The following is a 25,412-nucleotide window of genomic DNA, read 5'->3' on the forward strand; positions in this document are numbered from 1 at the left end:
AACATACACTAATTATTTTTATTCGTCAATTCATTTTTCATGAGAAAAAATATTTTTTTTTTGCTATGATACAAATAGTTGTTTACAAAAAGGAGCATGATTTTATGAATATCGGTTCTGCGATTCGTGAAATTCGTCAACGTAGAGGAATTACGATTGCCCAAATTTGTGAAGGAACAGGTCTTTCTAAAGGCTTTATGAGTCAGGTTGAAAACAATAAAACATCACCATCTATCTCAACTTTAGAAATGATCGCTAATTTTTTAAATGTTCCCCTTCCATATTTATTGTTAGAACAAAAAGATCGTTTAAAAATTGTAAAAAAAGAAGAGCGTAAATACAGTGTATATGGAAAAGATGAACAAAGAATTGAGCATGTTGCGGAGCAAGGTGGTCTCCGCCTATCTCTAGTAGAAATTTCTGCCGGATTCCCGAAAGAAAATTCACCAAATGCTCATGAAGGTGAAGAGTGTCATCTTGTATTACGCGGAAAACTAGAAGTTCAACATGGAGAAGATATTGCGATTGTAGAAGAAGGTGATTCTTTCTCTTGGAATGCATGCGTTCCTCATATTGTTCGCAATATAGGTGAAGAATCTGCATTATTACTTATCTCTAGTCATGCGGAAAATCGAAAACGTGTTTACTAAACGATAAAAAAGAAGCCTGTTTCGTAACAGGCTTCTTTTTTATTCCCTTATAATTCCATAACTCGTCCCAACTAGTACGGTCTTTTCATGTTGATTGCGATAAACTGACTCAATTGAAACTTTTTTATATCCTTCCATTTGCTCAATATTTGTTAAAGTTAATTCACAAGTAACCGTATCCCCTGTAAAAACTGGTCTAATAAACTCACTTACTAATTCCCTCGCTATGTAATGTAACTCTTCGCCTACTTTCGTCCCAATGCTAGCAGTCAATAAACCATGGACCATTAATCGTCCATTCTCATCATATTCCATATGATGTCTACCTTTATCGCCTGTAATATTTGCAAATTCAAAAACTTCTTCCTCGGTAAATCTTCTTTCGTATTTAAATATATCCCCAACTTTTACATTCATTTTTATCCCCCGTTTAATAAACTGAATTTTCTTTTATTTTATCACAAAATGAGTCTCAGTTCAGTTTATATTATTAAAATAGCAATCCTTTTTCTTTATTACCTTATAAGTTATCGATGCCCTTCCTTTTTTGCCACTTGATACCCATAGTACGCACATGTTCCATTTCTTGATAACTCTCTTACTTCAAAATCACAACTTCTATAAAAATCAAAATTGTTAGCGGACGTATGCGCAAACCAATCGCCATGCGGAAGCTTTTGTAAACAAAGAGCTACAAGTTTCTTACCTAACCCTTTCCCCCTATACTCACACTTCACAACTAAATTTACTATGTTAGCAACCATGATTTGATCAGAAATCACTCTAACCATCGCGACCATTTCTTCTTCATCCCAAATTGTGAAAGCCCATGTTGAATTTTCAAATGCAATCGTAAACTTTTCAATTTGCCAAGAAGGGATATTATCATTACTCCAGCCAGCATCTTCAAATAATGTCTTAATCGCATATGCTGGCACTCCATTCGTTCCTTCACGAATAATTAGTCCATTATGATAAATATACATGTAATCCCTCCCTTTATTTTTTATATACCATTCTCCCAAAAATGCAATTCACCTTTTTTCATCCAACCCGCTTAATGGAATAAACGAGAACATCCATCTCATGAAATGAAGTTGTTTTCTCATAACTAAGCCCTGTTTTTCTAGCAACAAATATTGAAGCTGGGTGGTTCGGATTAATAAGTGAAATTAATTTATTCATTTGTAATGCTTGAAAACCATAGTCTCGAAATGCCGCCGCAGCCTCTTTCGCATACCCTTTCCCCCAATACTTAGGAAGTAGCCAATAGCCAATCTCAATTTCCTCTTTTCCATCTACCTTCTGCTTGACAAGTCCTGCATGACCAATTCTTATCCCTGTTTCCTTTTCAATCATTACAAATAAACCGAGACCGTTTTTATAATTTGGAAGTACCCTCTCCTCCAAACTTTTTTTACATTGCATAAATGTTTTTAACGTTCCATTTCCAATATAGCGCATTACCTTCTCATCCCCCCATAAAGAAGCATAAAATGGTAAATCATCCATTGTATATTTGCGAAATTGTAAGCGATCTGTATGGAACACTCTTTTATTCACTCCCATCATTTTGAACCTCATTACATAACAACATATTTCAAACTACGTAAGTGTTGAATAATTCATATCAAGAAATTCACCAAAAAGAAAGAAAATTCATTCTTATAAAAGTGTATTATATCAAAAAAAAGCAGTAGACAAAAGAGTGTCTACTGCATCCATATCATAACTAGTATAAAGAAAACTACAATTGAGGGGGTGTAGGATTTTCAAATATACTAGATACTTATCCCGTTCTAACGGGCGGTAAACCTTCCAATCCTTTGAGTGGAAAGTTTACCGCACATAAGAACTTTGCGGTCATTAAGAAAGCACTGTTAAGTACTCAAATACACGCTGAGCTTTTTCTCCACCCATTCGTGCATGTTGAAGAAGAGAGATGCCATGTGGGCCAGATGCACGTAATGCTTCTGGTTGTGCTACTAAAATGGCTTGTACGACTTCAAGTTCACCCAGCATAGCTGCTGCAAAAATATCCATCCGAGCTCCCTTTTCCAGTAAATAAAGAGCAATATCTTTACGGCCTACATGGGCCGCTGCTCCTAAGGCACTTTCCCAATCTGAGCCACCCCAATTATAAGAAGCATGAAGTAAGCTTGGTGATTCGGCCAAAAGCTCCTGTACTCTTTCTAGATCTCCGTGAGCTGCCATAACAAATTCCCTTACTAACTCAGTGGTAATACGCTCTTCTGTTTGCATCTCTCTTCTCCCTTTTCACAAATTCGTTTCGGTGTAAAAAATGGCTTGTCACTCCCTTGGAATATATCAACTTCAATTCCAAATACACGCTGAAACATTTGATGACATAGTACTTCTTCTGGTACGCCATCATACTGAATCTTCCCTTGTTTTAATACGAGTAAACGATCGCTATATTGAGCCGCTTGATTAATATCATGTAAAACCATTACAATCGTCATACCAAACTCTTCGTTTAATCGTTTAACAAGTTCCATTACTTCTAACTGATGGACGATATCTAAAAAGGTTGTTGGTTCATCTAATAGTAAGACATTTGTGCGTTGTGCAAGCGTCATTGCAATCCAAGCACGTTGTCTTTCTCCTCCTGATAAGGATTGTAAAAGACGATATTCATACCCTTCAAGCTTTGTAACAGACAATGCCCAATCAACAATTTCTTCATCTTCTTTATTTAAGCGACTACTCCATGATTTATGAGGACCTCTTCCGAACTCTATTAGTTCTTTCACTGTTAAATCTAATTGATGATCGTGCATTTGTGGTAACATCGCTAATTGCTTCGCTACATCTGCACTCTTCATCGTATAAATATTTTCCCCATCTAAAATGATGTCTCCTTCGCTTTGTTTAAGTAGCCGTGCTATTAAACGAAGCAAAGTAGATTTCCCCGATCCATTCGGACCGATTAAACTAACGATTTCTCCAGCTTTAATATGTACATTCATATTTTGCATTTGAAATCTTTCAGAATGTGCGTAAAACACTTTGTTAACGGAAATCACGTTGTTTTCCTCCTCTATGGATTAAATATAAGAAGAACGGACCACCTAAGAAGGACAATAAAATACCAACAGGCAATTCGATTGGATCGAACCAACTTCGAGCTATCGCATCCGCAAAAACAAGTAATATCCCACCGCCAAGGCATGATAATGGCAGTAAATATTTATAGTCATTTCCAACTAATAAACGTAACATATGCGGTACAACAAGACCGACAAATCCAATAAGACCAGAAACACTAACTGCTATTCCAGCTAACATTGTACTTACTACTATTAAATAAAACCGACTTCTTTCCACGTTATACCCTAATAATTTTGCCATTTCATCCCCAAGCATTAATACTCGAATATGTTTAATACCGAAGAAAGCTAATATAATAGCGAATATCGCATAGTAAATAATCATATTTAAATGTGCCCAACTAACACCACCAATACCACCAGCTAACCACGGTAAAACTGATTGTACTTTGTCGCTATGTAATAACATTAGCGCTGAAGTCGCTGCACCAATTAAGGCGTTTATTGAAACACCTACTAATACAATTCGTGAAGGTGGCGCCCCCTTTTGCCATGATAGTGCGTAAATGACCATTGCTGTAATAAAAGCTCCTAAAAACGCTCCTAGTGGCAAGAATGCCATATGTTGAGGAAATAAAATCATGATTATAATTGCTACAAGACCTGCTCCTGATGAAACTCCGATAATTCCAGGATCTGCAAGAGGATTTCTCATAACCCCTTGCAATAATGCTCCTGATGCAGCTAAACACGTTCCTACTATAAAACCAACGAGCACTCTCGGTATACGAAGATCCCATACAATTCGATGAACTGTCGAACCTTCATCTTGTATACCTTCTATAATGTCTCGTAAAGAAAAAGATAAGCTCCCTGCAAAAAGGCCATAAAAAAGACCTAGAACAGTTAATACGACTAAAGTAACTGTTATTATCCACCTTTTTCTCGCAAAAGGATGTTCCTTTTCTCTTACTATTTCACTACTCTCCATACTTATCATTTCCTTACATCTTGTATACTTTTATACATAAAGTCCATCGCTTCTGTAACTTTTGTCCCAGGATTTGATCCAAATAAATCTGGTGGTAAAATAACTACACGATTTTGTTTTACTGCATCTAAATTTTTCCATGCTTCATTTTTCATCATTTCGCCTTCAAATGCTTTTTTCACACTATTGGGATCTCCATGTGTAATTAAATAAATCACATCTGGATTTGCTTCAATAATACGTTCTACACTTAGCTGTGCATATTGCGGATACTCTTTCATTTCTGGAAAACTAGCTGCGATATTTTTCCCGCCTGTTTTTTCTAAAATATCCCCTGATAGAGATGTTGGTAATGCCGCTAAATAAGTGCCTGGTGCTCCATAAACTAGCAACGCTTTAACATCACTCTTTTTCTCATATTTCTTCATTTGATCATTAATTTTTTGGTTAAGCTCTTTTGCTTTATCTTCTTTCTTCATTACTGTTCCATACATTTCAATACCCTTTTGAATATCTTTTACAGAGTTGGCTGAAGAAATGATTACTTTTGTTCCTTGTCCTTCGACCGTTGGAATGTTCTTTTGGAATCCATTGTTAGCAACAAGTACATCCGGTTTTAAACTAGCAATTTGCTCAAAATTCGGTTGATGTGCATTCCCGATTACTTGTGCTTTCTTTAATTCCTCTGGGAGAGTTAATTTTGTTTCAGGACGACCTACTATTTTTCCACCTAAAGCATGAATAATATCCATGTCTCCCATACTCAACGTAGCAAAACTTTCAGGAACTTTATTGAATGTTATCTTTCTGTCTGAGAGATCGGTAATTTCGATTTTGTCTGTTCCTTTGTCTGTTTTTGTTGCGGATGCTTTTTCGTTTTCTTTTGCACTGCAACCTATTAATAAGAAAAAAATAGATAAGATCGCTGTGAACAGCGTAATAGATTTGTTCATTCTTTCACCTCTAATTGATAATAATAATCATTAACTACTATTCTACTTTAATTGATAAGGATTATCATTGTCAATATGAAACGCATACATTTTCTACAAAAATGAAAAAACGCTACAAAAAGATTTCTTCTTTTCGTAGCGCCCTATTTAACAATTTTCTTCATATTCGCTCTCCTCTAATTGATCACGCATCGTTCTAACACGCTTAAAGAAGAAAAAAGCAAGAACTAAAAATACAATAATACTCCCCATCATAACAAAAGACTGTACCATACTTTTTATTCCACTTGGAATTAATAAACCGATCATTAAAAATGTACTTATAGCTAAAAGTACTTGTGCAAACCGGGTATAATCTGCTATTTTTTCTTGTAATTCTTTCATCTGCTTATCACTCCCATCCTCACTTTATCACATTCTATCAAGCTTAAAGACAAGTAAATAGAACCAATCTGGGAGATGTTTTCCAAAGTAAAAAAGAGCCGCTTACTCGCGGCTCTTTTTTATCTATTATACGCCTTTATATGCTTCCATATAGATTTCTTTCAGCTCTGAAATGAGCGGTAATTTTGGATTAGCTGTTGTACATTGATCTTCAAAAGCTCTTTCTGCTAATAATCCAACAACCCCTTCAAATTGGTCTTTAGCAACTCCTTGTCCTGCAATACTCATATTTATATTTAAGCTTTTTCCAAGCTCAATAATTGCTTGGACGAGTGATTCCACACCTTCCGCTGTTGAGCTTGCTGGAAGCCCTAGCATTCTCGCAATATGTGCATAGCGTTCATCAGCCACAAAGTGCTCATATTTTGGGAACAATGCGTGTTTTCTTGGCTTAATAGCATTATAGCGAACTACGTGCGGCATAAGAATTGCATTCGCACGTCCATGCGGAATATGGAATTCCGGTCCAATTTTATGTGCTAAACTATGATTAATACCTAGGAAAGCATTTGCAAATGCCATCCCTGCGATTGCGGAAGCATTATGCATTTTTTCTCGTGCTTCTTCATCATTTCCATTTTTATATGCTCTCGGTAAATATTTAAATACGAGATCAATTGCTTTTAATGCTAAACCATCAGTATAGTCATTTGCCAGAACAGACACATACGCTTCAATTGCATGTGTTAATACGTCCATACCAGTATCTGCCGTCACATGAGGTGGTACTGTCATTACAAATTGCGGATCAACAATCGCTACATCTGGTGTTAATTCATAATCCGCAAGCGGGTATTTAATATTATTTTTCTTATCTGTAATAACCGCAAATGGCGTCACTTCTGATCCCGTCCCTGATGTTGTTGGAATGGCAACAAATTGTGCTTTATTTCCCAAGTTCGGATACTTACATGTACGTTTTCTTATATCTAAAAACTTCTGTTTTATTCCATAGAATGTCGTTTCTGGGTGCTCATAGAATAGCCACATCCCTTTTGCTGCATCCATAGCTGAACCGCCACCAAGCGCGATAATTACATCTGGTTTAAAGCTTTTCATCATGTCCGCACCTTTAAATACAGTTTCATCTGATGGATCTGGCTCAACTTCAAAGAAAACTTCAACTTTCACATCATTTGCATGCTTACGTAAATAGTGCGTAACTGTATCTACATAACCGTGCTCAACCATCCCTGGATCCGTTACAATAAATGCGCGGGAAATGTTAGGCATGTTTGCTAAATATGCTGTCGCATGTTTTTCAAAATAAATTTTGGGTGGTAATTTGAACCACTGCATATTCTTTTTTCTATTTGCCAACCTTTTTATATTTAATAAATGAGTCGCCGTTACGTTTTGGGAAACTGAGTTTTTCCCGTAGGAGCCACAACCAAGCGTAAGTGATGGAATAAATCCATTATATATATCACCAATTCCACCTTGTGATGAAGGTGCATTTACAATGAGACGGCAGGCTTTCATACGTAACCCAAATTGTTTTTGTACTTCTTTATTTGTAGAATGGATAACCGCTGAATGCCCTAGGCCACCAAGCTCTAACATTTCTTCGCAATATGTAAATCCTTCTTCTAATGAATTTGCTTTTACACAAGCTAACACTGGGCTCAGTTTCTCACGAGATAGTGGATACGCTGCTCCGATGCCTTTAATTTCAGCTACAAGCATTTTTGTATGTTCAGGTACAGTAATTCCTACTAATTCAGCAATATACTGTGCTGATTTCCCAACAATATCACTATTTACTGCACATGTATTTTCATTAATAACAAGCTTTTCTAATTTCTTTCTCTCTTCCTCTGTTACAAAATAACAATTATTTGCAATCATTTCTGCTTTAACATCATTATAGATTTCCTTATCTATAATGATGGCTTGTTCTGACGCACAAATCATACCGTTATCAAATGTTTTCGATAAAATCAAATCATTAACAGCACGTTTTACATGTGCTGATTTCTCTATATAACATGGTACATTACCTGGCCCTACACCTAGCGCGGGTTTACCAGTAGAATAAGCCGATTTCACCATACCAGCCCCTCCAGTTGCTAGAACGAGTGCGACACCATCATGGTTCATTAATTGTTTCGTTGCTTCCACAGAAGGTCTTTCAATCCATTGAATACAATGCTTTGGTGCACCAGCTTTCACTGCTGCATCATATACTGTTTTTGCCGCTGCAACGGAACAGTTTTGTGCAGAAGGATGAAATGCGAAAATAATTGGATTTCTCGTTTTTATCGCGATTAATGCTTTAAACATTGTTGTCGATGTTGGGTTCGTTACTGGCGTTACCCCAGCTACTACACCGACAGGTTCTGCGATTTCTATTATTTCTTCATGAGGATCTTCATGAATAATTCCTACCGTTTTATCTTTCTTTATACTATGCCAAATATATTCAGTGGCAAAAATATTTTTAATGCATTTATCTTCATATACGCCACGGCCCGTTTCTTCAACAGCCAACTTCGCAAGCGGCATATGTTGATCGACACCCGCAAGCGCCATTTCATGAACAATGTTGTCAATTTGCTCTTGTGTAAAACTTTCTAATGCTTGTAAAGCTTTTTGACCGTTATCTACTAACGTATCAATCATCTCTTTTACCTCTTGCATTTCATTTACAACTTTCTCTTTGACTACCATGTAAATTTCCTCCTATTCTGCTATCTTGGACTTCATAAGTCCCTATAGGTCATAAAAAGTCCCGATTAGCGTAAAAAAATAGAGTTACCTTCCTACATGAATCCTATCGATTGTGAAACATTTCACAAGTTTGTTCGTGAATAATATTTCATGAATTCAATATACATGAAATCATTTCATTTGTGTATGTCTAATTTGTGAAACATTTCACAAATTAACATAATAAAAATGCACTGCTCTATATTAGCAGTGCATTTTTATTATGCTAGTGCTTGTGCCAAATCTTCAATTAAATCTTCTCCATCTTCAATACCAACAGAGATTCGAATTAATGTATCTGTAATTCCTAATTCTTTACGGCGATCTGCTGGGATTGATGCATGTGTCATTTGTGATGGAATGGAAATTAAACTTTCTACTGCTCCTAAGCTTTCAGCAAGTGTAAAGTACTGTAACTTCTCAAGTACTCTATTTAATGTTTCTTCACTATCTACATCGAATGAGATGATTGCACCAAATCCGTTCGCCTGTTCTTTTGCTAATTCATGATTTTGATGTGATTCAAGACCTGGATAATATACTTTATTTACTTTCGGATGGTTATTTAAAAACTCAGCAATTGCGCGTGAATTTATTTCATGCTCCTCCATACGAATTCCTAATGTTTTTAAACCACGAAGTAGTAAGAAGCTGTCTTGTGGTCCAAGAATACCTCCTGTTGAGTTTTGTACGAAATGAAGGTCTTCTGCTAGTTGCGGGCTATTTACAGCTACTAGGCCTGCAACTACATCACTATGCCCACCTAAATATTTCGTTGCACTATGAAGTACAATGTCTGCTCCTAAAGAAATTGGCGACTGCCAATATGGCGTCATGAATGTGTTATCAATAATTGTTAATAAATCGTTTTCTTTAGCAAGAGCGGATATTTTCTTAATATCAGTAATTTTCAGTAATGGATTCGTTGGTGTTTCCACATAAATCGCTTTCGTATTTGGGCGAATTGCTTCTACAACTTCCTCTAGGTTTGTTGTATCTACAAATGTATGCTCAATGCCGAAACGGTTTAGTACTTTTGTAATAACGCGATACGTACCGCCATAAACATCATCTGTTAAAATGACGTGATCTCCTTTTGAGAATAGCATAATAGTTGCTGTAATAGCTGCCATCCCTGAACCAAATGCAAATCCAGCATGACCATTTTCTAACACTGCAATCATTTCTTCTAAAGCTGAACGAGTTGGATTACCTGTTCGTGAATATTCATATCCTTGATGCTTACCAACTGCTTCTTGTTTGTACGTACTCGTTTGATATATCGGCACGTTTACAGATCCAGTTGAAGGTTCTCCTATGCGAATACCATGAATTAACTTTGTCTTTGCTCTCATTTTTTATTCCCATCCTTTGTATATGTCTTTACTTAAATAGCGCTCACTACTATCAGGAAAAATCGTTACAATATTTGTACCTGGTGCTGCGTTTTCTGCCTCAAGTAAGCTTGCATGAAATGCCGCTCCTGAAGAGCTTCCAACGAGAAGGCCTTCCTTTTGCGCCAATTCTTTTACACGTAAAAATGCATTTCGATCAGAAATCGTATGAATTTCATCAAAATAAGATGTTTTTAAAAATGGTGGAATGAATTCAAGACCAATACCTTCTGTTTCATGTGAACCAGCTTTACCGCCATTTAAAATAGATCCTTCTGGTTCTACAATAACCGTTTTAATATCAATATTTCTTTCTTTTAAATAAGACGCAGTTCCCATAAACGTACCACCAGTTCCTGCCCCTGCAACAAATATATTAATCTCTCCATTCAGCGCATCCCAAAGTTCAGGACCTAGTGTTTTGAAATAAGCACGAGGGTTTGCTTCATTAGCAAACTGACTTGGAGAGTATGAATTTGGTATTTCCTTTACTAATTCTTTTGCCTTTGCAATTGCGCCGGTCATTCCTTGCTCAGTCGGTGTATGCACGACAGTTGCACCTAGCGCTTTCATTAATTCTTGTTTTTCAATACTAAATTTCTCTGGTACACAAACAATGACGCGTAAATCATGTTCTAACGCTGCAAGTGCCAGTCCAATGCCAGTATTCCCAGCCGTCGGTTCAATAATTGTTCCGCCCTCTGCAACAAGCCCTTTTTCTAGTGCATCTTCGATTAATTCTCTTCCTAAACGATCCTTAACGCTTCCGCCTGGGTTGTAAAATTCAAGCTTTGCAAATAAACGGACTCCTTTCGGAAGTGAAAAACGAGTAATTTCCACGATTGGTGTATGACCAATCAACTCATGAACTCCACGATATACATTCATCGTGTTCTCCCCCTTATTTGCCAATAAAGAAAAGGCAACTGTATGTATTTTCTTTATATGAGACAGTTGCCTTTTTGTTACATTACTTTAACTCTTCTAGTACTTTTACGATAAAGTTTGTAGAATGAAGAGCTGCTTGATCTAAAAATTGATCAAATGAAACATTTGATTCTTTACCAGCAATATCAGAAAGTGCACGAATAATAACAAACGGAACTTCATATTGGTGGCATACTTGCGCAACAGCTGCTGCTTCCATTTCTACTGCATAAAGATCTTCAAATTTATCACGAATTGCTGCAACACGGTTCGGATCACTCATAAATGAATCACCTGTTGCAATCATACCTTTTACGACTTGAATATTTTCTTCTGCCTGCATACATTTCTCAGCTAATGCAACTAATGCCTCATCAGCTTTAAATCCAGGTGGCATTCCTGGCACTTGACCATATTCGTAGTTAAATGCTGTTACATCTACGTCATGGTGACGAACTTCTGTTGAAATAACCACATCTCCAACATTTAAAGAATGATGAAATCCACCAGCTGAGCCAGTATTAATTACTTTTTCAGGCTTATATTTTTCTAATAAAATTGTCGTTGACATCGCTGCATTTACTTTACCAATACCAGACTTTAGCAAGATTACTTCATGTCCTGCCAATAGCCCTTTCGTAAATTCACAACCTGCAACAGTTTCTGTTTCTGCTTGTTCTAGTTTGTCACGTAAAATACGTACTTCTTCTTCCATTGCTCCAATTACAGCAATTCTCAATCTAATCCCTCTTTCTATTGCTTAGTTGCCTCCATTACCCAAACGAAATGATTTAATCTCGTAAACGTTACGTGGAAGCCATTGTTTTCAAAAATAGATTGCATGATCGGAATACGTGTATAGTATTCTGTTTGCAAATCGTTTGCTAACTGATGAAAACCTCTTTGTTTTGCTACTTCGACAGTTTTATCATATGCATCTTGATCTGCAAATATCGTATCAGCAAACACTATTTTACCACCTTTGTTTAGCAATTGACTATACTTCGCAATTGCTACGTCTTTTTCTTCATCTATTAAATGATGAAATGCGTAAGTGCTCACAATAGTATCGATTGAATTTGGGACTTCAAATGAAAGAAAATCACCCTCTGTAATTGAAAACTCTTTTGGTAATTTCTCTTTTGCAATAGTACGCATTTCGCGTGACGGTTCTATACCGTAAACTGTGCGACCAGCAAGTAATAATTTATTTGTTAAATTGCCAGTACCAACACCGAATTCTAATACGTTGCCAAATGACTTGTTAACTACATCCTCTAAAATGTCCTCATAATGGGCGAAAACTTCTTTATATTGTATATCTTTGCCTTGTACAAATGAGTCGTACGTATGAGCCCATTCATCAAATAAACCATTAAATTCTGTTCCCATAAAAATCCCCCTTTTTCTTATCGGTTTTATCAGTATGATATTCTCTCTTTCTAAAAATGTCAATTGAAATGTACGTAGTATTTCCTTCTTTTCTTTGTTACACTATAGGTGATTATCATAGGAGAGGGGGCATCTTCGTGTCATTTACCTTTGAAATGTTAGAAGATAAAGTAGAATTTTTCGAGGCTGCAAACTTAGTTTCTCTAGAAAAAAAAATTAACGAACAAATCGATAATAATAAAGCACTTATGCTCGAAGTTCATCATATTTCTCACCAAATGATTATGGATCCTGAAAGCAAAAGACCTTATTATAGTGCGGTTGTTCATTTTAAATTAAAGAAATTACGCTAACTAAAAAAAGAGAGGCTCTTAAGAGCCTCTCTTTTTTTAGTTTAGAGTTTGAACGAGTACTGGTTTCCAGCCCTCATTGTCTACCCAATCAATATTTACATAATATCTTTTTCCACTTTGTTTATCTTGAACATCGCCATAAGCTTGGCTCTTTCCAGTCTTATCTCTACCAACATAATGAAGAGTTAATTGATTTTCTGGAACTTCCACAGCAGTAGAAATTGCTTTTATCATCTCATTCCAATCTGCTGATTCTCGTTTAAATTTCATCTCTGGAGATGCACCTTGCTCTGTTCCTACAGCTTTCCAAGAAGATTTTGTGTAAGCATCTTTTGCCTTTGATACAGTTTTTCCAGCTGGTATTTTCTCATTAGCTTTCGCTTCTTCTTCAGCTTTTTTCTTTTCTTCTTCAGCCTTTAGCTTCTCTTCTTCTTCCTTCTTCTTAGCCTCTGTTTTCTCTTTCTCTTTCTCTTGCTCGTTCTTCTTCGTCTCTTCTTTACCTTTTGCTTTCTCAGCTTTATTGTCTTTTGTTGTTTGCTGAGCTACCTTTTTATCATTAGAAGACGCTTGCTCTTTTGTGTCAGGAACAAACAATTGATATGCTACAATAGCTACTGCTACTAATACAATAGCGATTGCAATATTTAAAACACCGTTTTGACGACGTTTTTGTTGTTTCTGTTGGAATCTAGATCCTCCTGCCATTCTTCAAACCTCCATGCAGTTTTTCATACTTGCTATTGTAACATTAAATCTAGAAAGGTTGAACATTTACAATAATATTTTCACGAAATGAAAACATTTCATAAATAATTGCAAGATTACTTTTCAATTTCTAATTGATGGATTGCCTCTACCATTTCTGCAAAAACTGGTGTGACTACATTTTCATTACTATCTGTTTCTATATCAACTACAACTAAAGCATATCTTGGGTTTTCATATGGAAAATAACCTGCAAACCAGCGATTCACCCTCTCTCCTTTTCCTGTTTGTGCCGTCCCAGATTTTCCAGCGACAGTTAGTGGCAACGAACGGAATGCGGTTCCCGTTCCTTTCTCCATCGTTACAACGCCTCTTAACAACTGCTGTAATTTTTTCATCGTTTCATAAGAAAGCTGTTTCCCATTTAATTTATGATTTTCAAATGTAAAAAAGTCGGTTCCATTTTTATACACTATTTTTTTAACGACTTTCACTTCCATCTTCTCTCCACCTCTAGCAATTGTCGCCATCATATTCGCTATAGCTAGAGGTGACACACGGACATCTTTTTGTCCGACCATCGTTTGAGCAATCGCTTTTCTACTATCTTTATTTTCTTCGCTTTCCCAAATAATAGCACTCTTTTCTTCTGGCAATTGCTCAAATTCTGGTGTATGAAATACCGAACCTTTCCAACCTACCTTCTCACGTGCTCCTAAGGCCTCTAAATACGTTTCTAATACTTCCCTATCCTTTTGCATTAGTTCACCACCTAATACGGCAAACGTTCGATTACAGCTTCTAGCAAAGCTTTCCTTAAAGTTTAATGACCCCATCATAACTTGTGGAAGATTTTCACCGTATAAATCCGTATTACAGTTAAATGTACGATTAAACCGCACCAAATTCTCATCAATTCCTGCTGCTGCAACTACTGTTTTAAAAACAGACCCCGGAAAATGAGGAGTTAACATTTGATTTTCAAGTGTAGCTTTATATATCCTCCTATCATTCATCTGTAAAGAAGGCCTACTTACCATTGCTACAACTTCACTATTCTTTATGTCTAGTAATACTAACCCACCTTTTTTTATTCCGTTTTCATCTATAATCTTCTCTGCTCGTCGTTGCAACGTTTTATGTATTGTTGTTTGAATAGTAACTGGATAAAATGGATTTCCTGGTGAAGTGTATTTCGCCTGCTTCCCAAAAATCGGTTCTCCTTGTCGATCCACTTGATATAGTACTTTCGCTTCTCCATCAGTCAGTAAAAATTCATCAAATGATTGTTGCAATCCAGAAATACCAATTGGCGTTTGTTTCGAAGTTTTTTTCATTTCTCCATAACGCTTTTGAAATTCCTGTTCATTCTCTCCCACATCACCAATCAAATGATCTGCCTCTCCCATTTGCTTCAGTCGAACTTCTGCTGCTACAATACCTAAAATATCTAATTGATTTACCTTCTTCATCTGCTCGAGCGTTAATTGAAATGGGGTATTCTCCCTTCGTAATATAAATGCTTGATTCTTATTTTTCATTTGCAGTCTTATCTCTTGTCTCGACACACCAATGATATGCGCAATTTTCTCTAACATGTCATTTTTTATTTGTAAAAATGGAAAAACAATTAAGACTGGATATTTCTCTTCACCAATTTCCTTACCATTTCGATCTGTAAAATGCCCTCTTCCATTATCTACTGTAAGTGATTGTGTTCGTTGCGTAACACTTTTTTCAATCAGATTGATATTTCGGTCAGTAAATGATTCCGTATCTATAATCTGTATTTGGATTAAACGACAAAGTAATAAAAAAATCACACCCATAAAACAAATTAAAACAATTATAATTCTCCGTTTCATTTTCATAAAAAACACCTCGTCTATTGTAGTTTAGACGAGGTGTTTCACCTTTTATACAAATAAAAAATCACTCGTTTTTACACGAGTGATTTTTTACGTTATTTTACAGAGATAATCTCTACTTGCATTTCTCCACCTGGTGTTTGGATTGCTACCTTCTCACCAATTTGCTTACCTAATAAGCTTTTTGCGATTGGAGAATCGTTAGAAATTCTTCCTTCAAATGGATCGGCTTCTGCGCTACCTACGATTATGTATGCTTCTTCGTCTCCACCTGGTAACTCTTTAAATGTTACTGTTTTACCTAATGTTACAACTGTAGACTCTTCACCATTGTCTTCAATGATAACCGCATTACGAATCATGTTTTCAAGTTGTGTAATACGTCCTTCTACGAATGCTTGCTCATCTTTCGCTGCATCATACTCAGAGTTCTCTGAAAGATCTCCGAAGCTACGTGCGATCTTAATACGCTCTACAACTTCTTTACGTCTTACTGTTTTTAATTGTTCAACTTCGTTCTCTAGTTTTTGCTTACCCTCTTGCGTCATAGGGTATGTTTTTTCTGTTGCCATGTTTTCCACTCCTTTTATATACCAATCCCCCGAAAAAAAGAGGAGTTCCATATGAAAACTCCTCCGCTTATATAGCGGAGGTTTCTAGCACACGTAGCACTAGTGGAGTTGTCACATACAACCCCTTATTCTCCAATTCTTCCTTATATAAAGAAGGTATGTATGGAAAGTTGATATAAATATGCCCTCACCTATTGATAGGTGAGGTTTCATGTTTCATTGTATTCGATAAGAAGGGAAAAAATCCCTTCCTATCGTATATCTTTTACTATGCTATTACAAATTTACTTTTTGTTCAAGAATTGTTGCAATTTTTGTCACCATAATATCAATTGCAACATGATTTTGTCCACCTTCAGGGATAATAATATCCGCAAATTTCTTAGAAGGCTCAATAAATTGATTATGCATTGGACGTACAACGTTTACGTATTGGTCGATAACTGAATCCATTGTACGACCGCGCTCTTCAATATCGCGCTGCATGCGGCGTAAAATACGAAGGTCTGCATCTGTATCAACGAACACCTTAATATCCATTAACTCACAAAGACGTGGGTCTTCTAAAATAAGAATTCCTTCTAAAATAATTACATCTTTCGGCTCAACTGGAATAATTTTTTCTGAACGCGTATGCAATGTATAGTCATATATAGGCTTTTCCACTTGCTCATATGCAAGCAACTGCTGCAAATGGTCAATTAACAAATCATTATCAAACGCTAAAGGATGATCGTAATTTGTTTTTAAACGTTCTTCCATTGGTAAATGGCTTTGATCTTTGTAATAATAATCTTGCTCCAAGATTAAAATGGAATGACCTTTAAAATGGTCAAAAATCGCTTTCGTTACACTTGTTTTTCCTGATCCTGAACCACCAGCGATTCCAATTACAACAGGCTTATTCGTCCCCATTCGACTACCACTCTTTCTTATTGAAGTATGTTTTTGCGCATCATATTATTCACATACACTGGTTGATCCACTTTGAATTTCACGATTTGCAACGGATGTCTCGCTGCATCTAATTCGTTTCCATCCTCATCCCAAATTTTCTCCACCGTTTGCGTAAAGTTTTCTATTTCTGGCCCAAAGAACTCCACTTCATGTCCTGGTTTGAAGTGATTACGTTGCTCAAGCGTTACGATGCCCGTTTCTTCATTATAATCTAACACTAAACCAGCAAAATCATACGTTGTTTTCTTACTATGATTTCCAAACATTTGCTCTTGATGTCCTGGAACCCCTTCAAAGAATGCAGGAGCTGTATCACGATTCGCACATTTATCAAGTTCATCTAACCATTCTTGTTTAAACTCAAAGTTATCCGGATCCGCACAATACGCATCAATTACTTTACGATATACAGTTGCTACAGTCGCTACGTAATGGATAGATTTCATACGTCCTTCAACTTTTAAGCTATCAATTCCAATTTCAATCATTTTCGGAATTGATAAGATTAAATTTAAATCTTTTGGGCTCATCGCAAAGTGAGCATCTTCTTCTTGGAATAGAGGAAGCTCTTTTGCATCTTTATGTTGTGATACCGTTTGAACTAAATCATAATCCCAGCGGCAAGATTGACAACAACCACCACGGTTAGAGTCACGCGCTGTCATATGGTTACTTAATGTACATCTCCCTGAATACGCGATACACATTGCACCATGGACGAATGCTTCAATTTCAACATCAACTTTTTCTTTAATTTCTTTCATTTCTTCATAGCTTGCTTCACGAGCTAATACAAGACGATGTAAACCTTCTTCTTTCCAATACTGTGCTGCTTTCCAGTTGGATAGTGATTGTTGTGTACTTAAATGCACCTCAACAGAAGGCGCCACACGTTTACATGTCTCAATAATAAGCGGATCGGCAACGATAATTCCCGTTACGCCAGCTTTTTCAATCCCTTTTAAATATTCCTCTAGCCCATCCATATTTTCATTATGTGCAAAAATATTTGTTGTGACGTATATTTTTGCTCCATATTTCTTTGCAAATTCAACGCCTTCTGCCATGTCTTCCAGCGTAAAGTTACCTGCATTAGAACGAAGACCAAATTCTTGTCCACCTAAATATACAGCATCTGCCCCATAATGGATAGCTACTTTTAATTTTTCTAAGTTACCCGCAGGGATTAACAGTTCAGGTTTTTTCACAATAACGCGTTTGCCATCGATCACTCGTGAAATTTCTTGTACAGTCATTTCCTACACCCTCCTCGTTTAGTAAACCGTTTCTTTAAAGAAGAATCCTGTATCTAACGGACGATTTACCGGTTGTATTTCTTCTATCTCTTTAAATAAATCATCTTTCACGTCATAATACGCATCACGATCTTCTACACATAAATCAATCGCCTTACGATATTGCTTCGTTACCTCAATAATGTACTCAGAACTTTTTAGGACACCATCAATTTTTAAGCTATCGACTTCAGCATCGATTAGTTCCTCTAACTCATCGATGAAACAAATATCATTCGGACTCATAATGTGAGTACCATTTTCATCTTCATAAATTGGATATTTGTTATTACGTTCCGGGTCGTATAAGAACATATTCTCTTCATACTTTTTCTTTTCGATGTCGAGATTACGCCCTTGATACTCAAAGTAGTTTCCTACTAGTGAACGCTTCGATTGGAACATGCAAGTCATACCGTGAATTTGTACTTCAAGTTCCACTTCAGCATTTTCTTTTAATTCAGCAATTTCATCTAAGCTAAGCTCACGAGCTAATACAGCGCGTTTCGCTCCTCTTTGCCCCCAATAGTTACAAGTAAACCAGTTTGTTGCTGTCGTTTCTGTATTCCAGTGAAGTTGCATATTTGGTGCAACTTCACGAACAGCCATTAATACCGCTGGATCTCCGAAAACAATCGCATCTACATTTACCTCATTTAAAAAGGCAACATAGTCCGTTAATTCTTCTACTTTATCACTGTGGAACATCGCATTCATTGCAACGTATACTTTCACACCATTTTCATGTGCAATGTTTACAGCTTGTTTCACATCTTCACGTGAAAACTCTCCTGCCAAACGTAAACCAAACTTTTGTTCACCAACCATTACTGCATCTGCCCCTGCTTTCGCAAGAGGTTCAATATCCGCCACCGCTCTAGGCGTTACTAACAATTCAGGTTTCTTCATACTTTTGTCACCCTCTCTTTTTACTTACAGCCACTCCATCGCCAATTGGGAAAATCGTTGTATCATATCCTTCATGATTCATAAGCCATTCATTGTACGTCTTAATACGACGAATCAAACCACGAGTACGTCTATTTTCAATTTTCTCTTTTGTCGTCACAAGACCATGGTACATAACGTTATCTGAAATAATAACGCCACCAGGATTTAATAACGGTTCGTATAAGTCAAAAAAGCGACGATACTGCCCTTTCGCTGCATCAATAAAAATAACATCAAATGTTCCATGTTCTTTCACTTGTTCGCCCGTTTCTAAAGCATCACCGTAAATAACAGAAATACGGTCTGTTACCGAGGAACATTCTATATATTCAAGTGCCTTTTCATATCGTTCACGATTGCGCTCTACTGTCACAATGCGAGAGTTCGGAATAGCTTGCATCATACGAATACTAGAATAACCGATTGCTGTTCCAAGTTCTAAAATACTTTCCGGTCCAATTAAACGTAAAAATTGCAGCATAAATTCCATTCCAAGTCGATCCATAATCGGCACATGGTTTTCAGTTGCATACTCTTCCATTTCAAGAATTAATTTATCTTTTGGATCAATAAATGATAATAGGTACTCGTTAACTGCATCCTCCATAATTGGTCCTCCTTATTTACATGGAGAAGTGCCTCTATGACGCGTCAACCTTTGTCTTTTCACACATAGAATGCAATAAAAATACAAGCCAGTTTCACCCTTAGCTTGTACGTCCCGTTTTGATATTAAAAACGATTCTTCTGCCAGTTTTTAACCCGATATATTTTACCACAAAAAAGAGGGATATGCGACCCTTTTCGCTATCCCTCCCCATTTCACTGTTTTTTCGTAATGTATTTTTGCTTTAATGCATTATGTTCTTCTAATGTTTTCGCATAATACACTTCACCACTTGGTGCAGCTAAGAAATAATAATAATCTGTTTGCGCAGGATCTAACGCTGCTTCCACTGAATGTTTACCAGAGTTTGCAATCGGTCCAACCGGCAACCCTTTCACAACATACGTATTGTACGGTGAGTTTACTTTCAAGTCTTCGTATAATACACGTTGTTTATGCTTTCCAAGCGCGTATAATACCGTCGGATCCGTTTGAAGCGGCATGCCTTTCGCTAGACGATTATAGAAAACACTAGAGATTTTTTGGCGATCAGTAAAGCCAGTAGCCTCTTCTTCAATAAGTGAAGACAACGTGAGAAGTTGATGAACATCCCAGTTCTTCGCTTTCATTTTCGCCTCATTTTGAACAATAATTGCATTTGTTTTCTCAAGCATCGGGATTACAATTTCTTCTAATTTTGTATCCTTTTTATAGAAAGAATACGTTGCTGGATATAAGTATCCTTCTAGTGGATATTTAATGTTGCTATCAAAAATTTTATCTGTTAATAGCTTCGGATACTTTTGCTGCATTTTTTGAATAAATGCTTTATCGTTTAATTGACGCACAACATCATCTTTATTCCACTTTAATTCTGCCGCAATCACTTCAGCAATTTCAGTTACTTGCGCCCCTTCTTTAATCGTCACTTTATAAAGAGCCGGACGATGTACGTTGCCAGATGACATTTGTTCAATGACATCGTTAGCACTCATCGAAGGATTTAATAAATATGTACCTGCTTGTAAGCTTTTCGACTTAAATTTCGTATAAAAACTAAAAACTGTACTGCTTTTCACAGCACCTTTTTCTTCTAAAATCTCACCGATTTTACTTGTAGATGACCCCTTTGGAATCTCTACCTCAATCTCTTTTTTATTTCCGCTATCAACTGGCCCTAATGCAGATGAAATATACGCATAGACTGATCCACAAACTAAAAGCAGTGCGATAATCGAAATTAAAAAAATGCGTCTACGCTTCTTCTTCACTTGATTCTCTACCAAAATTCTTCCTCCTTATTCAATTGTAGACCGTATACACTTCCTCTATACAATGCCCTACAAACATAAAGCAAAACCAATCATTTCTAAATAATCGGTGACAGCTACTTATTTAAAGCCTTTTTTCATACAACCCGTCTTATTATACTATAAACAATTAAGTAGTTTCGACAAAAAATCTGTCATTTTGCATATGAATACAAAAAAGGCGAACTGTGTACACAGTTCGCCTTTTTATCCATTACTATTCTTCTTCTTGCTCATCAGCAAGAGTGTTAAACATTTCTTGTACCATTTCCCACTCTTCTTCAGATTCAATTGAAAGTAATGTTCCGCCCTCTTCTTCACTTTGCTCATATGCCATTGCATCGAAGATTTGGTCTCCATCTTCGTCTACTTCACCGATTGGAGAGAAGACTACGTAAGATTTTTTGCCGAATTTTTCAGCATCAAAAGTGAAAATAATTTCACATAAATGTTCGTTTCCTTTTTCGTCTACAATTGTAATTTGATTTTCTTCCATTTTGGTCACCTCTTATTTACTATCTAAAAATCCTTGTAAGATCACGACTGCAGCCATCTTATCGATTACCTGTTTTCGCTTCTTACGGCTCACATCAGCTGAAATGAGCAGACGTTCCGCTGCCATCGTCGACAAACGCTCGTCCCACATTACAACTTCTAATTGTAACAGATTTCGCAGGTTTTCTGCAAATTGCTGGCACGCTTCACCACGAGGGCCGATTGTACCATTCATATTTTTAGGTAAACCTACTACTATTTTGTCCACATTGTACTGTTTTACCAACTCAGAAATACGGTCAAAACCAAAGTGGCCTCGTTCTTCGTTAATCCTGATTGTTTCCAGCCCTTGTGCTGTCCAGCCCATTTCATCGCTCATTGCAACACCGACTGTTTTAGTACCAACATCTAAACCTAATATCCGCATAAACTACTCCTCACGATGATGTTTCAAGTAAGACTTCACAAGCTCTTCAATTATCTCATCACGTTCAAGCTTGCGAACGATGCTTCGTGCATCTTTATGGCGAGGTATGTATGCTGGATCTCCACTTAATAAATAACCGACGATTTGGTTAATCGGATTATAACCTTTTTCTTGAAGTGCATCATACACAGTTAAAAGTACATCATTTACATGGACACTCTGTTTTTCATCTTGAATGCTAAACTTCATTGTCTTATCAAAACCGTCCATTTCAAGCACCTCACTTGTAAGTAGTAAGTATAGGGAGAAGAACTTCTCCTCTCCCTACCATTGTACACTACTATCTCTTTATTTTGAAACAGATTTAACGTACTCTTGTACAAACGCTAAAGCTTCCTCTACTTGCGCTGGGTTTTTACCGCCTGCTTGTGCCATATCAGGACGGCCACCACCGCCGCCTCCACAACGAGAAGCTACTTCTTTCACAAGTTTACCCGCATGGTAACCTTGACTAATTAAATCTTTCGTTACGCCAGCTAAAATGTTTACCTTATCGTCATTTACAGACGCTAATACAACAACTGCAGACTCTAATTTATTTTTAAGGTCATCCATCATTGTACGTAAGTTGTTCATATCTGCAACATTTACTTTCGCCGCTAATACGTTCACGCCATCAACTGTCATTACTGAATCAGTTAAGTTTCCAGCTTCGATATTGCTTAATTTCGCAGCAAGAGATTCGTTTTCTTTTTGAAGTTGTTTTACTTCAGTAAATAAACCATCAACTCTTGTTAAAATATCTTTTGGATTTGTTTTCATTTTTCCTGCTGCTTCTTTTAATAAACCTACTTGATCGTTCATTAATTCGTATGCAGACTTACCAGTTACCGCCTCAATACGACGAGTTCCTGCACCGATACCAGACTCAGCAACGATTTTGAAAATACCGATAGAAGCTGTGTTATCAACGTGACAACCACCGCAAAGCTCTAAGCTGTAATCGCCTACTTGCACAACGCGTACAACATCACCGTATTTTTCACCGAATAATGCCATTGCGCCCATTTCTTTCGCTTCTTCGATTGCTTTTTGAGAAATCGCAACATCAATACTTTCCCAAATTTTTTCGTTTACGATACGCTCAATTTTTTCTAATTCATCAGCTTGTACTTGACCGAAGTGAGAGAAGTCAAAACGTAAACGTTCAGATGTTACAAGAGAACCAGCTTGGTTAACATGCGTTCCAAGTATATCTTTTAATGCTTGGTGTAGTAAGTGAGTTGCTGTATGGTTTTTCACAACGCTACTACGGTTCTTTGTATCAATAACAGCTTTTACAGCCGCATCTTTCGTTAATGTACCTTCTTCCACAACTACTTTGTGTAAGTTTTGACCATTTGGTGCTTTTTGTACATCTTTTACAACAACTTTCACGCCGTCAGCAAGAAGGTAACCACGGTCTGCAATTTGCCCACCGCTCTCAGCGTAGAATGGCGTTACATCAAGCATTAATTGTCCTTCTTCACCTGCTTGTAAGCTATCTGTATACTCACCATTTTTCACAAGTGCAACAACGTTACTTTCTGTTGCAACTGTACCGTAACCAACGAATTCGCTCGCTACTTTAACTTCACCAAGTACACCGCCTTGAACTTGCATAGAATCAACGTCTTGACGAGCAGCACGTGCACGCTCACGTTGTTTCTCCATTTCATTTTCAAAGCCCGCTTGATCAACTGTCATACCAGCTTCTTCTGCATATTCTTCTGTTAATTCAATTGGGAAACCGTACGTGTCGTATAGGCGGAACGCATCTACGCCAGAAATAACAGTTGTTTTTTCTTCTTTCGCTTTTGCAATTACTTCAGCTAAAATTGATTCACCATCATGAAGTGTTTCATGGAAACGCTCTTCTTCATTCTTCACAACTTTTGCGATGAAATCTTTCTTTTCAAGTACTTCTGGATAGAAGTCTTTCATTACTTCTCCAACAACCGGTACTAATTCAAACATGAACGGACGGTTGATGTTTAATTTCTTAGAATAACGAACAGCACGGCGTAATAAACGACGTAATACATAACCACGGCCTTCGTTAGATGGAAGAGCACCGTCACCAACAGCGAATGTTACTGTACGGATATGGTCAGCAATTACTTTAAACGCCATATCTTTTTCTAAATCGCCATTACGATATTTCTCACCAGAAATTGATTCTGTTGCACCAATCATCGGCATGAATAGGTCTGTATCAAAGTTCGTAGGTACATCTTGAACGATAGATGTCATACGCTCTAGACCCATTCCTGTATCGATGTTTTTCTTAGGAAGTGGCGTATATGAACCGTCTGGATTATGGTTAAATTGAGAGAATACAAGGTTCCATACTTCTAAGTAACGCTCGTTTTCTCCGCCCGGATATAATTCTGGGTCACTAAAGTCATTACCGTAAGATTCACCGCGGTCATAGAAAATTTCTGTATTCGGTCCACTTGGTCCTTCACCGATATCCCAGAAGTTTTCTTCTAAACGGATGATGCGTTCTTTTGGAACACCCATTTTCTCATTCCAAATTGTGAATGCTTCTTCATCTTCCGGATGAATTGTAACAGATAGTAATTCTTTATCGAATCCGATCCATTTGTCGCTCGTTAGAAATTCCCAAGCCCAAGTAATTGCTTCTTCTTTGAAGTAATCACCGATTGAGAAGTTCCCTAACATTTCAAAGAATGTATGGTGACGAGCCGTTTTCCCAACGTTTTCAATATCGTTTGTACGAATTGATTTTTGTGCATTTGTAATACGTGGATTTTGTGGGATTACACGACCATCAAAATATTTCTTTAATGTCGCTACACCACTATTAATCCATAACAGAGATGGATCTTCATGAGGAACTAGTGATGCACTTGGTTCTACTGCATGTCCTTTTTCTTGGAAAAAGTCTAAAAACATTTGACGAATTTGTGCGCCTGTTAGTTGTTTCATTGTATTTTCCTCCTTAAATATAAAAAACTCCCGCCCCTAATAAAAGGGACGAGAGTTAACTCGCGATACCACCCTAATTATGAATTGATTATTATAACAATCAATTCATCACCTCATGGTGCCGTAACGTGGCAAGACGGCAGTGATTAGCTGCTCTCAGGATTAGCTTTCTGTTACCCTTCATTTAAAGCTCCTTTCAGCCAGTGGAAGCTTCTCTCTACAAATGGACTGTAACGTACTTGTTCCGTCATTGATTTAATGTATTATATGACTAAATATAATAGAATTCTCTTAAGTTTGTCAATGTAGATAATCATTTATATTGTATCAATTGCTTATTAATCATAGTT

At 36.9% G+C, this 25,412-nt stretch carries 27 protein-coding genes and 1 other annotated feature; of the genes, 2 read left to right on the forward strand and 25 right to left on the reverse strand.

Going from position 1 to position 25,412, the window contains the following annotated elements; all coding sequences use genetic code 11:
* The first annotated feature begins 104 nt into the window (after positions 1-104).
* Positions 105-650 (forward strand): helix-turn-helix domain-containing protein, encoded by a 546-nt coding sequence (locus AB3X49_RS05885; RefSeq protein WP_002015249.1) that lies wholly within the window; start codon positions 105-107, stop codon positions 648-650.
* Between the two features lie 39 nt (positions 651-689).
* Here the strand turns inward: AB3X49_RS05885 and AB3X49_RS05890 are convergent, their stop codons facing one another.
* The 13 genes from AB3X49_RS05890 to AB3X49_RS05950 form a co-directional block, all read right to left on the reverse strand.
* Positions 690-1,067 (reverse strand): hotdog family protein, encoded by a 378-nt coding sequence (locus AB3X49_RS05890; RefSeq protein WP_002015250.1) that lies wholly within the window; start codon positions 1,065-1,067, stop codon positions 690-692.
* 110 nt (positions 1,068-1,177) lie between these two features.
* Complete coding sequence (locus AB3X49_RS05895) at positions 1,178-1,636, reverse strand: GNAT family N-acetyltransferase (protein ID WP_002015252.1); 459 nt, start codon at positions 1,634-1,636, stop codon at positions 1,178-1,180.
* 58 nt (positions 1,637-1,694) lie between these two features.
* Complete coding sequence (locus AB3X49_RS05900) at positions 1,695-2,222, reverse strand: GNAT family N-acetyltransferase (protein WP_002015253.1); 528 nt, start codon at positions 2,220-2,222, stop codon at positions 1,695-1,697.
* A gap of 294 nt (positions 2,223-2,516) precedes the next feature.
* Positions 2,517-2,912 carry an ankyrin repeat domain-containing protein gene (locus AB3X49_RS05905; RefSeq protein WP_002165053.1) on the reverse strand — a complete coding sequence of 132 codons (396 nt, stop codon included), beginning with the start codon at positions 2,910-2,912 and terminating at the stop codon, positions 2,517-2,519.
* Positions 2,879-3,697, reverse strand: coding sequence for a petrobactin ABC transporter ATP-binding protein FpuC (gene fpuC / locus AB3X49_RS05910; RefSeq protein ID WP_002088736.1), 819 nt, complete (start codon positions 3,695-3,697; stop codon positions 2,879-2,881). The genes AB3X49_RS05905 and fpuC overlap by 34 nt, the downstream gene beginning before the upstream one ends.
* Positions 3,684-4,712 (reverse strand): FecCD family ABC transporter permease, encoded by a 1,029-nt coding sequence (locus tag AB3X49_RS05915; RefSeq protein ID WP_002015259.1) that lies wholly within the window; start codon positions 4,710-4,712, stop codon positions 3,684-3,686. Before AB3X49_RS05915 ends, fpuC begins: the two co-directional genes overlap by 14 nt.
* A 5-nt stretch (positions 4,713-4,717) precedes the next feature.
* The gene (locus AB3X49_RS05920) at positions 4,718-5,665 is read right to left on the reverse strand and encodes an ABC transporter substrate-binding protein (protein ID WP_367960969.1); all 948 of its coding nucleotides are present in this window, start codon (positions 5,663-5,665) and stop codon (positions 4,718-4,720) included.
* A gap of 147 nt (positions 5,666-5,812) precedes the next feature.
* Positions 5,813-6,049, reverse strand: a complete 237-nt coding sequence (locus tag AB3X49_RS05925) for a YrhC family protein (protein WP_002034123.1) — start codon at positions 6,047-6,049, stop codon at positions 5,813-5,815.
* Positions 6,050-6,175: 126 nt separating this feature from the next.
* Positions 6,176-8,779, reverse strand: a complete 2,604-nt coding sequence (gene adhE, locus AB3X49_RS05930; protein ID WP_088293731.1) for a bifunctional acetaldehyde-CoA/alcohol dehydrogenase — start codon at positions 8,777-8,779, stop codon at positions 6,176-6,178.
* Between the two features lie 260 nt (positions 8,780-9,039).
* Positions 9,040-10,173, reverse strand: coding sequence for a bifunctional cystathionine gamma-lyase/homocysteine desulfhydrase (locus AB3X49_RS05935; protein WP_002034121.1), 1,134 nt, complete (start codon positions 10,171-10,173; stop codon positions 9,040-9,042).
* A gap of 3 nt (positions 10,174-10,176) precedes the next feature.
* On the reverse strand, positions 10,177-11,100 hold the full coding sequence (locus AB3X49_RS05940) for an O-acetylserine dependent cystathionine beta-synthase (RefSeq protein WP_002143205.1): 924 nt from the start codon (positions 11,098-11,100) through the stop codon (positions 10,177-10,179).
* An 82-nt stretch (positions 11,101-11,182) separates the two neighbouring features.
* Positions 11,183-11,878 carry a 5'-methylthioadenosine/S-adenosylhomocysteine nucleosidase gene (gene mtnN, locus AB3X49_RS05945; protein WP_002015266.1) on the reverse strand — a complete coding sequence of 232 codons (696 nt, stop codon included), beginning with the start codon at positions 11,876-11,878 and terminating at the stop codon, positions 11,183-11,185.
* A 14-nt stretch (positions 11,879-11,892) separates the two neighbouring features.
* On the reverse strand, positions 11,893-12,531 hold the full coding sequence (locus tag AB3X49_RS05950; protein WP_367960972.1) for a class I SAM-dependent methyltransferase: 639 nt from the start codon (positions 12,529-12,531) through the stop codon (positions 11,893-11,895).
* Between the two features lie 137 nt (positions 12,532-12,668).
* On the opposite strand from AB3X49_RS05950, the gene AB3X49_RS05955 reads away from it, so the two are divergent.
* On the forward strand, positions 12,669-12,884 hold the full coding sequence (locus tag AB3X49_RS05955; RefSeq protein ID WP_002015268.1) for a YrzA family protein: 216 nt from the start codon (positions 12,669-12,671) through the stop codon (positions 12,882-12,884).
* Positions 12,885-12,920: 36 nt separating this feature from the next.
* On the opposite strand, the gene AB3X49_RS05960 is transcribed toward AB3X49_RS05955, so the two are convergent.
* The 12 genes from AB3X49_RS05960 to alaS form a co-directional block, all read right to left on the reverse strand.
* Positions 12,921-13,589 (reverse strand): YrrS family protein, encoded by a 669-nt coding sequence (locus tag AB3X49_RS05960; protein ID WP_367960974.1) that lies wholly within the window; start codon positions 13,587-13,589, stop codon positions 12,921-12,923.
* 116 nt (positions 13,590-13,705) lie between these two features.
* A complete protein-coding gene (locus AB3X49_RS05965; RefSeq protein WP_107887420.1) occupies positions 13,706-15,460 on the reverse strand; it encodes a penicillin-binding transpeptidase domain-containing protein in 1,755 nt (584 codons plus the stop codon).
* A gap of 92 nt (positions 15,461-15,552) precedes the next feature.
* Positions 15,553-16,029: a transcription elongation factor GreA gene (greA, locus tag AB3X49_RS05970; RefSeq protein ID WP_105584419.1), complete on the reverse strand. Its 477-nt coding sequence runs from the start codon at positions 16,027-16,029 to the stop codon at positions 15,553-15,555.
* A gap of 276 nt (positions 16,030-16,305) precedes the next feature.
* Positions 16,306-16,944 carry a uridine kinase gene (gene udk, locus AB3X49_RS05975; protein WP_002015274.1) on the reverse strand — a complete coding sequence of 213 codons (639 nt, stop codon included), beginning with the start codon at positions 16,942-16,944 and terminating at the stop codon, positions 16,306-16,308.
* A 17-nt stretch (positions 16,945-16,961) separates the two neighbouring features.
* The gene (locus tag AB3X49_RS05980) at positions 16,962-18,242 is read right to left on the reverse strand and encodes a peptidase U32 family protein (RefSeq protein WP_002015275.1); all 1,281 of its coding nucleotides are present in this window, start codon (positions 18,240-18,242) and stop codon (positions 16,962-16,964) included.
* An 18-nt stretch (positions 18,243-18,260) separates the two neighbouring features.
* A complete protein-coding gene (locus AB3X49_RS05985; RefSeq protein ID WP_367960976.1) occupies positions 18,261-19,190 on the reverse strand; it encodes a peptidase U32 family protein in 930 nt (309 codons plus the stop codon).
* A 7-nt stretch (positions 19,191-19,197) separates the two neighbouring features.
* Positions 19,198-19,839: an O-methyltransferase gene (locus AB3X49_RS05990; RefSeq protein ID WP_002034114.1), complete on the reverse strand. Its 642-nt coding sequence runs from the start codon at positions 19,837-19,839 to the stop codon at positions 19,198-19,200.
* A 215-nt stretch (positions 19,840-20,054) separates the two neighbouring features.
* Positions 20,055-21,125, reverse strand: a complete 1,071-nt coding sequence (mltG, locus tag AB3X49_RS05995) for an endolytic transglycosylase MltG (RefSeq protein ID WP_002015278.1) — start codon at positions 21,123-21,125, stop codon at positions 20,055-20,057.
* Between the two features lie 241 nt (positions 21,126-21,366).
* Positions 21,367-21,645, reverse strand: a complete 279-nt coding sequence (locus AB3X49_RS06000) for a DUF1292 domain-containing protein (protein WP_002034112.1) — start codon at positions 21,643-21,645, stop codon at positions 21,367-21,369.
* A 12-nt stretch (positions 21,646-21,657) separates the two neighbouring features.
* Positions 21,658-22,071 carry a Holliday junction resolvase RuvX gene (gene ruvX / locus AB3X49_RS06005; protein ID WP_001221204.1) on the reverse strand — a complete coding sequence of 138 codons (414 nt, stop codon included), beginning with the start codon at positions 22,069-22,071 and terminating at the stop codon, positions 21,658-21,660.
* Positions 22,072-22,074: 3 nt separating this feature from the next.
* The gene (locus AB3X49_RS06010; RefSeq protein WP_000348591.1) at positions 22,075-22,341 is read right to left on the reverse strand and encodes an IreB family regulatory phosphoprotein; all 267 of its coding nucleotides are present in this window, start codon (positions 22,339-22,341) and stop codon (positions 22,075-22,077) included.
* Positions 22,342-22,419: 78 nt separating this feature from the next.
* Entirely contained in the window at positions 22,420-25,062 is a 2,643-nt protein-coding gene (alaS, locus tag AB3X49_RS06015; protein ID WP_002034110.1) for an alanine--tRNA ligase, read from the reverse strand.
* 41 nt (positions 25,063-25,103) lie between these two features.
* Positions 25,104-25,322, reverse strand: a binding site (T-box leader).
* Positions 25,323-25,412 lie beyond the last annotated feature (90 nt).

The sequence above is a fragment of the Bacillus sp. C30 genome (assembly GCF_040838255.1).
Classification (GTDB): Bacteria; Bacillota; Bacilli; order Bacillales; family Bacillaceae_G; genus Bacillus_A; species Bacillus_A mycoides.

Excerpts from the sequence above, each read along its gene's own strand:
- AB3X49_RS05985 (WP_367960976.1), bottom strand. The coding sequence starts at position 19,190 with ATGAAGAAACCTGAATTGTTAGTAACGCCTAGAGCGGTGGCGGATATT.
- udk (WP_002015274.1), bottom strand. The coding sequence starts at position 16,944 with ATGGGGACGAATAAGCCTGTTGTAATTGGAATCGCTGGTGGTTCAGGA.
- AB3X49_RS05920 (WP_367960969.1), bottom strand. The coding sequence starts at position 5,665 with ATGAACAAATCTATTACGCTGTTCACAGCGATCTTATCTATTTTTTTC.
- alaS (WP_002034110.1), bottom strand. The coding sequence starts at position 25,062 with ATGAAACAACTAACAGGCGCACAAATTCGTCAAATGTTTTTAGACTTT.
- adhE (WP_088293731.1), bottom strand. The coding sequence starts at position 8,779 with ATGGTAGTCAAAGAGAAAGTTGTAAATGAAATGCAAGAGGTAAAAGAG.
- ruvX (WP_001221204.1), bottom strand. The coding sequence starts at position 22,071 with ATGCGGATATTAGGTTTAGATGTTGGTACTAAAACAGTCGGTGTTGCA.
- AB3X49_RS05900 (WP_002015253.1), bottom strand. The coding sequence starts at position 2,222 with ATGATGGGAGTGAATAAAAGAGTGTTCCATACAGATCGCTTACAATTT.
- AB3X49_RS05925 (WP_002034123.1), bottom strand. The coding sequence starts at position 6,049 with ATGAAAGAATTACAAGAAAAAATAGCAGATTATACCCGGTTTGCACAA.
- AB3X49_RS05935 (WP_002034121.1), bottom strand. The coding sequence starts at position 10,173 with ATGAGAGCAAAGACAAAGTTAATTCATGGTATTCGCATAGGAGAACCT.
- AB3X49_RS05915 (WP_002015259.1), bottom strand. The coding sequence starts at position 4,712 with ATGGAGAGTAGTGAAATAGTAAGAGAAAAGGAACATCCTTTTGCGAGA.
- AB3X49_RS05905 (WP_002165053.1), bottom strand. The coding sequence starts at position 2,912 with ATGCAAACAGAAGAGCGTATTACCACTGAGTTAGTAAGGGAATTTGTT.
- AB3X49_RS05960 (WP_367960974.1), bottom strand. The coding sequence starts at position 13,589 with ATGGCAGGAGGATCTAGATTCCAACAGAAACAACAAAAACGTCGTCAA.
- AB3X49_RS06010 (WP_000348591.1), bottom strand. The coding sequence starts at position 22,341 with ATGGACGGTTTTGATAAGACAATGAAGTTTAGCATTCAAGATGAAAAA.
- AB3X49_RS05980 (WP_002015275.1), bottom strand. The coding sequence starts at position 18,242 with ATGACTGTACAAGAAATTTCACGAGTGATCGATGGCAAACGCGTTATT.
- AB3X49_RS05990 (WP_002034114.1), bottom strand. The coding sequence starts at position 19,839 with ATGGAGGATGCAGTTAACGAGTACCTATTATCATTTATTGATCCAAAA.
- AB3X49_RS05965 (WP_107887420.1), bottom strand. The coding sequence starts at position 15,460 with ATGAAAATGAAACGGAGAATTATAATTGTTTTAATTTGTTTTATGGGT.
- AB3X49_RS05890 (WP_002015250.1), bottom strand. The coding sequence starts at position 1,067 with ATGAATGTAAAAGTTGGGGATATATTTAAATACGAAAGAAGATTTACC.
- AB3X49_RS05895 (WP_002015252.1), bottom strand. The coding sequence starts at position 1,636 with ATGTATATTTATCATAATGGACTAATTATTCGTGAAGGAACGAATGGA.
- AB3X49_RS06000 (WP_002034112.1), bottom strand. The coding sequence starts at position 21,645 with ATGGAAGAAAATCAAATTACAATTGTAGACGAAAAAGGAAACGAACAT.
- greA (WP_105584419.1), bottom strand. The coding sequence starts at position 16,029 with ATGGCAACAGAAAAAACATACCCTATGACGCAAGAGGGTAAGCAAAAA.
- AB3X49_RS05885 (WP_002015249.1), top strand. The coding sequence starts at position 105 with ATGAATATCGGTTCTGCGATTCGTGAAATTCGTCAACGTAGAGGAATT.
- AB3X49_RS05940 (WP_002143205.1), bottom strand. The coding sequence starts at position 11,100 with ATGAATGTATATCGTGGAGTTCATGAGTTGATTGGTCATACACCAATC.
- AB3X49_RS05950 (WP_367960972.1), bottom strand. The coding sequence starts at position 12,531 with ATGGGAACAGAATTTAATGGTTTATTTGATGAATGGGCTCATACGTAC.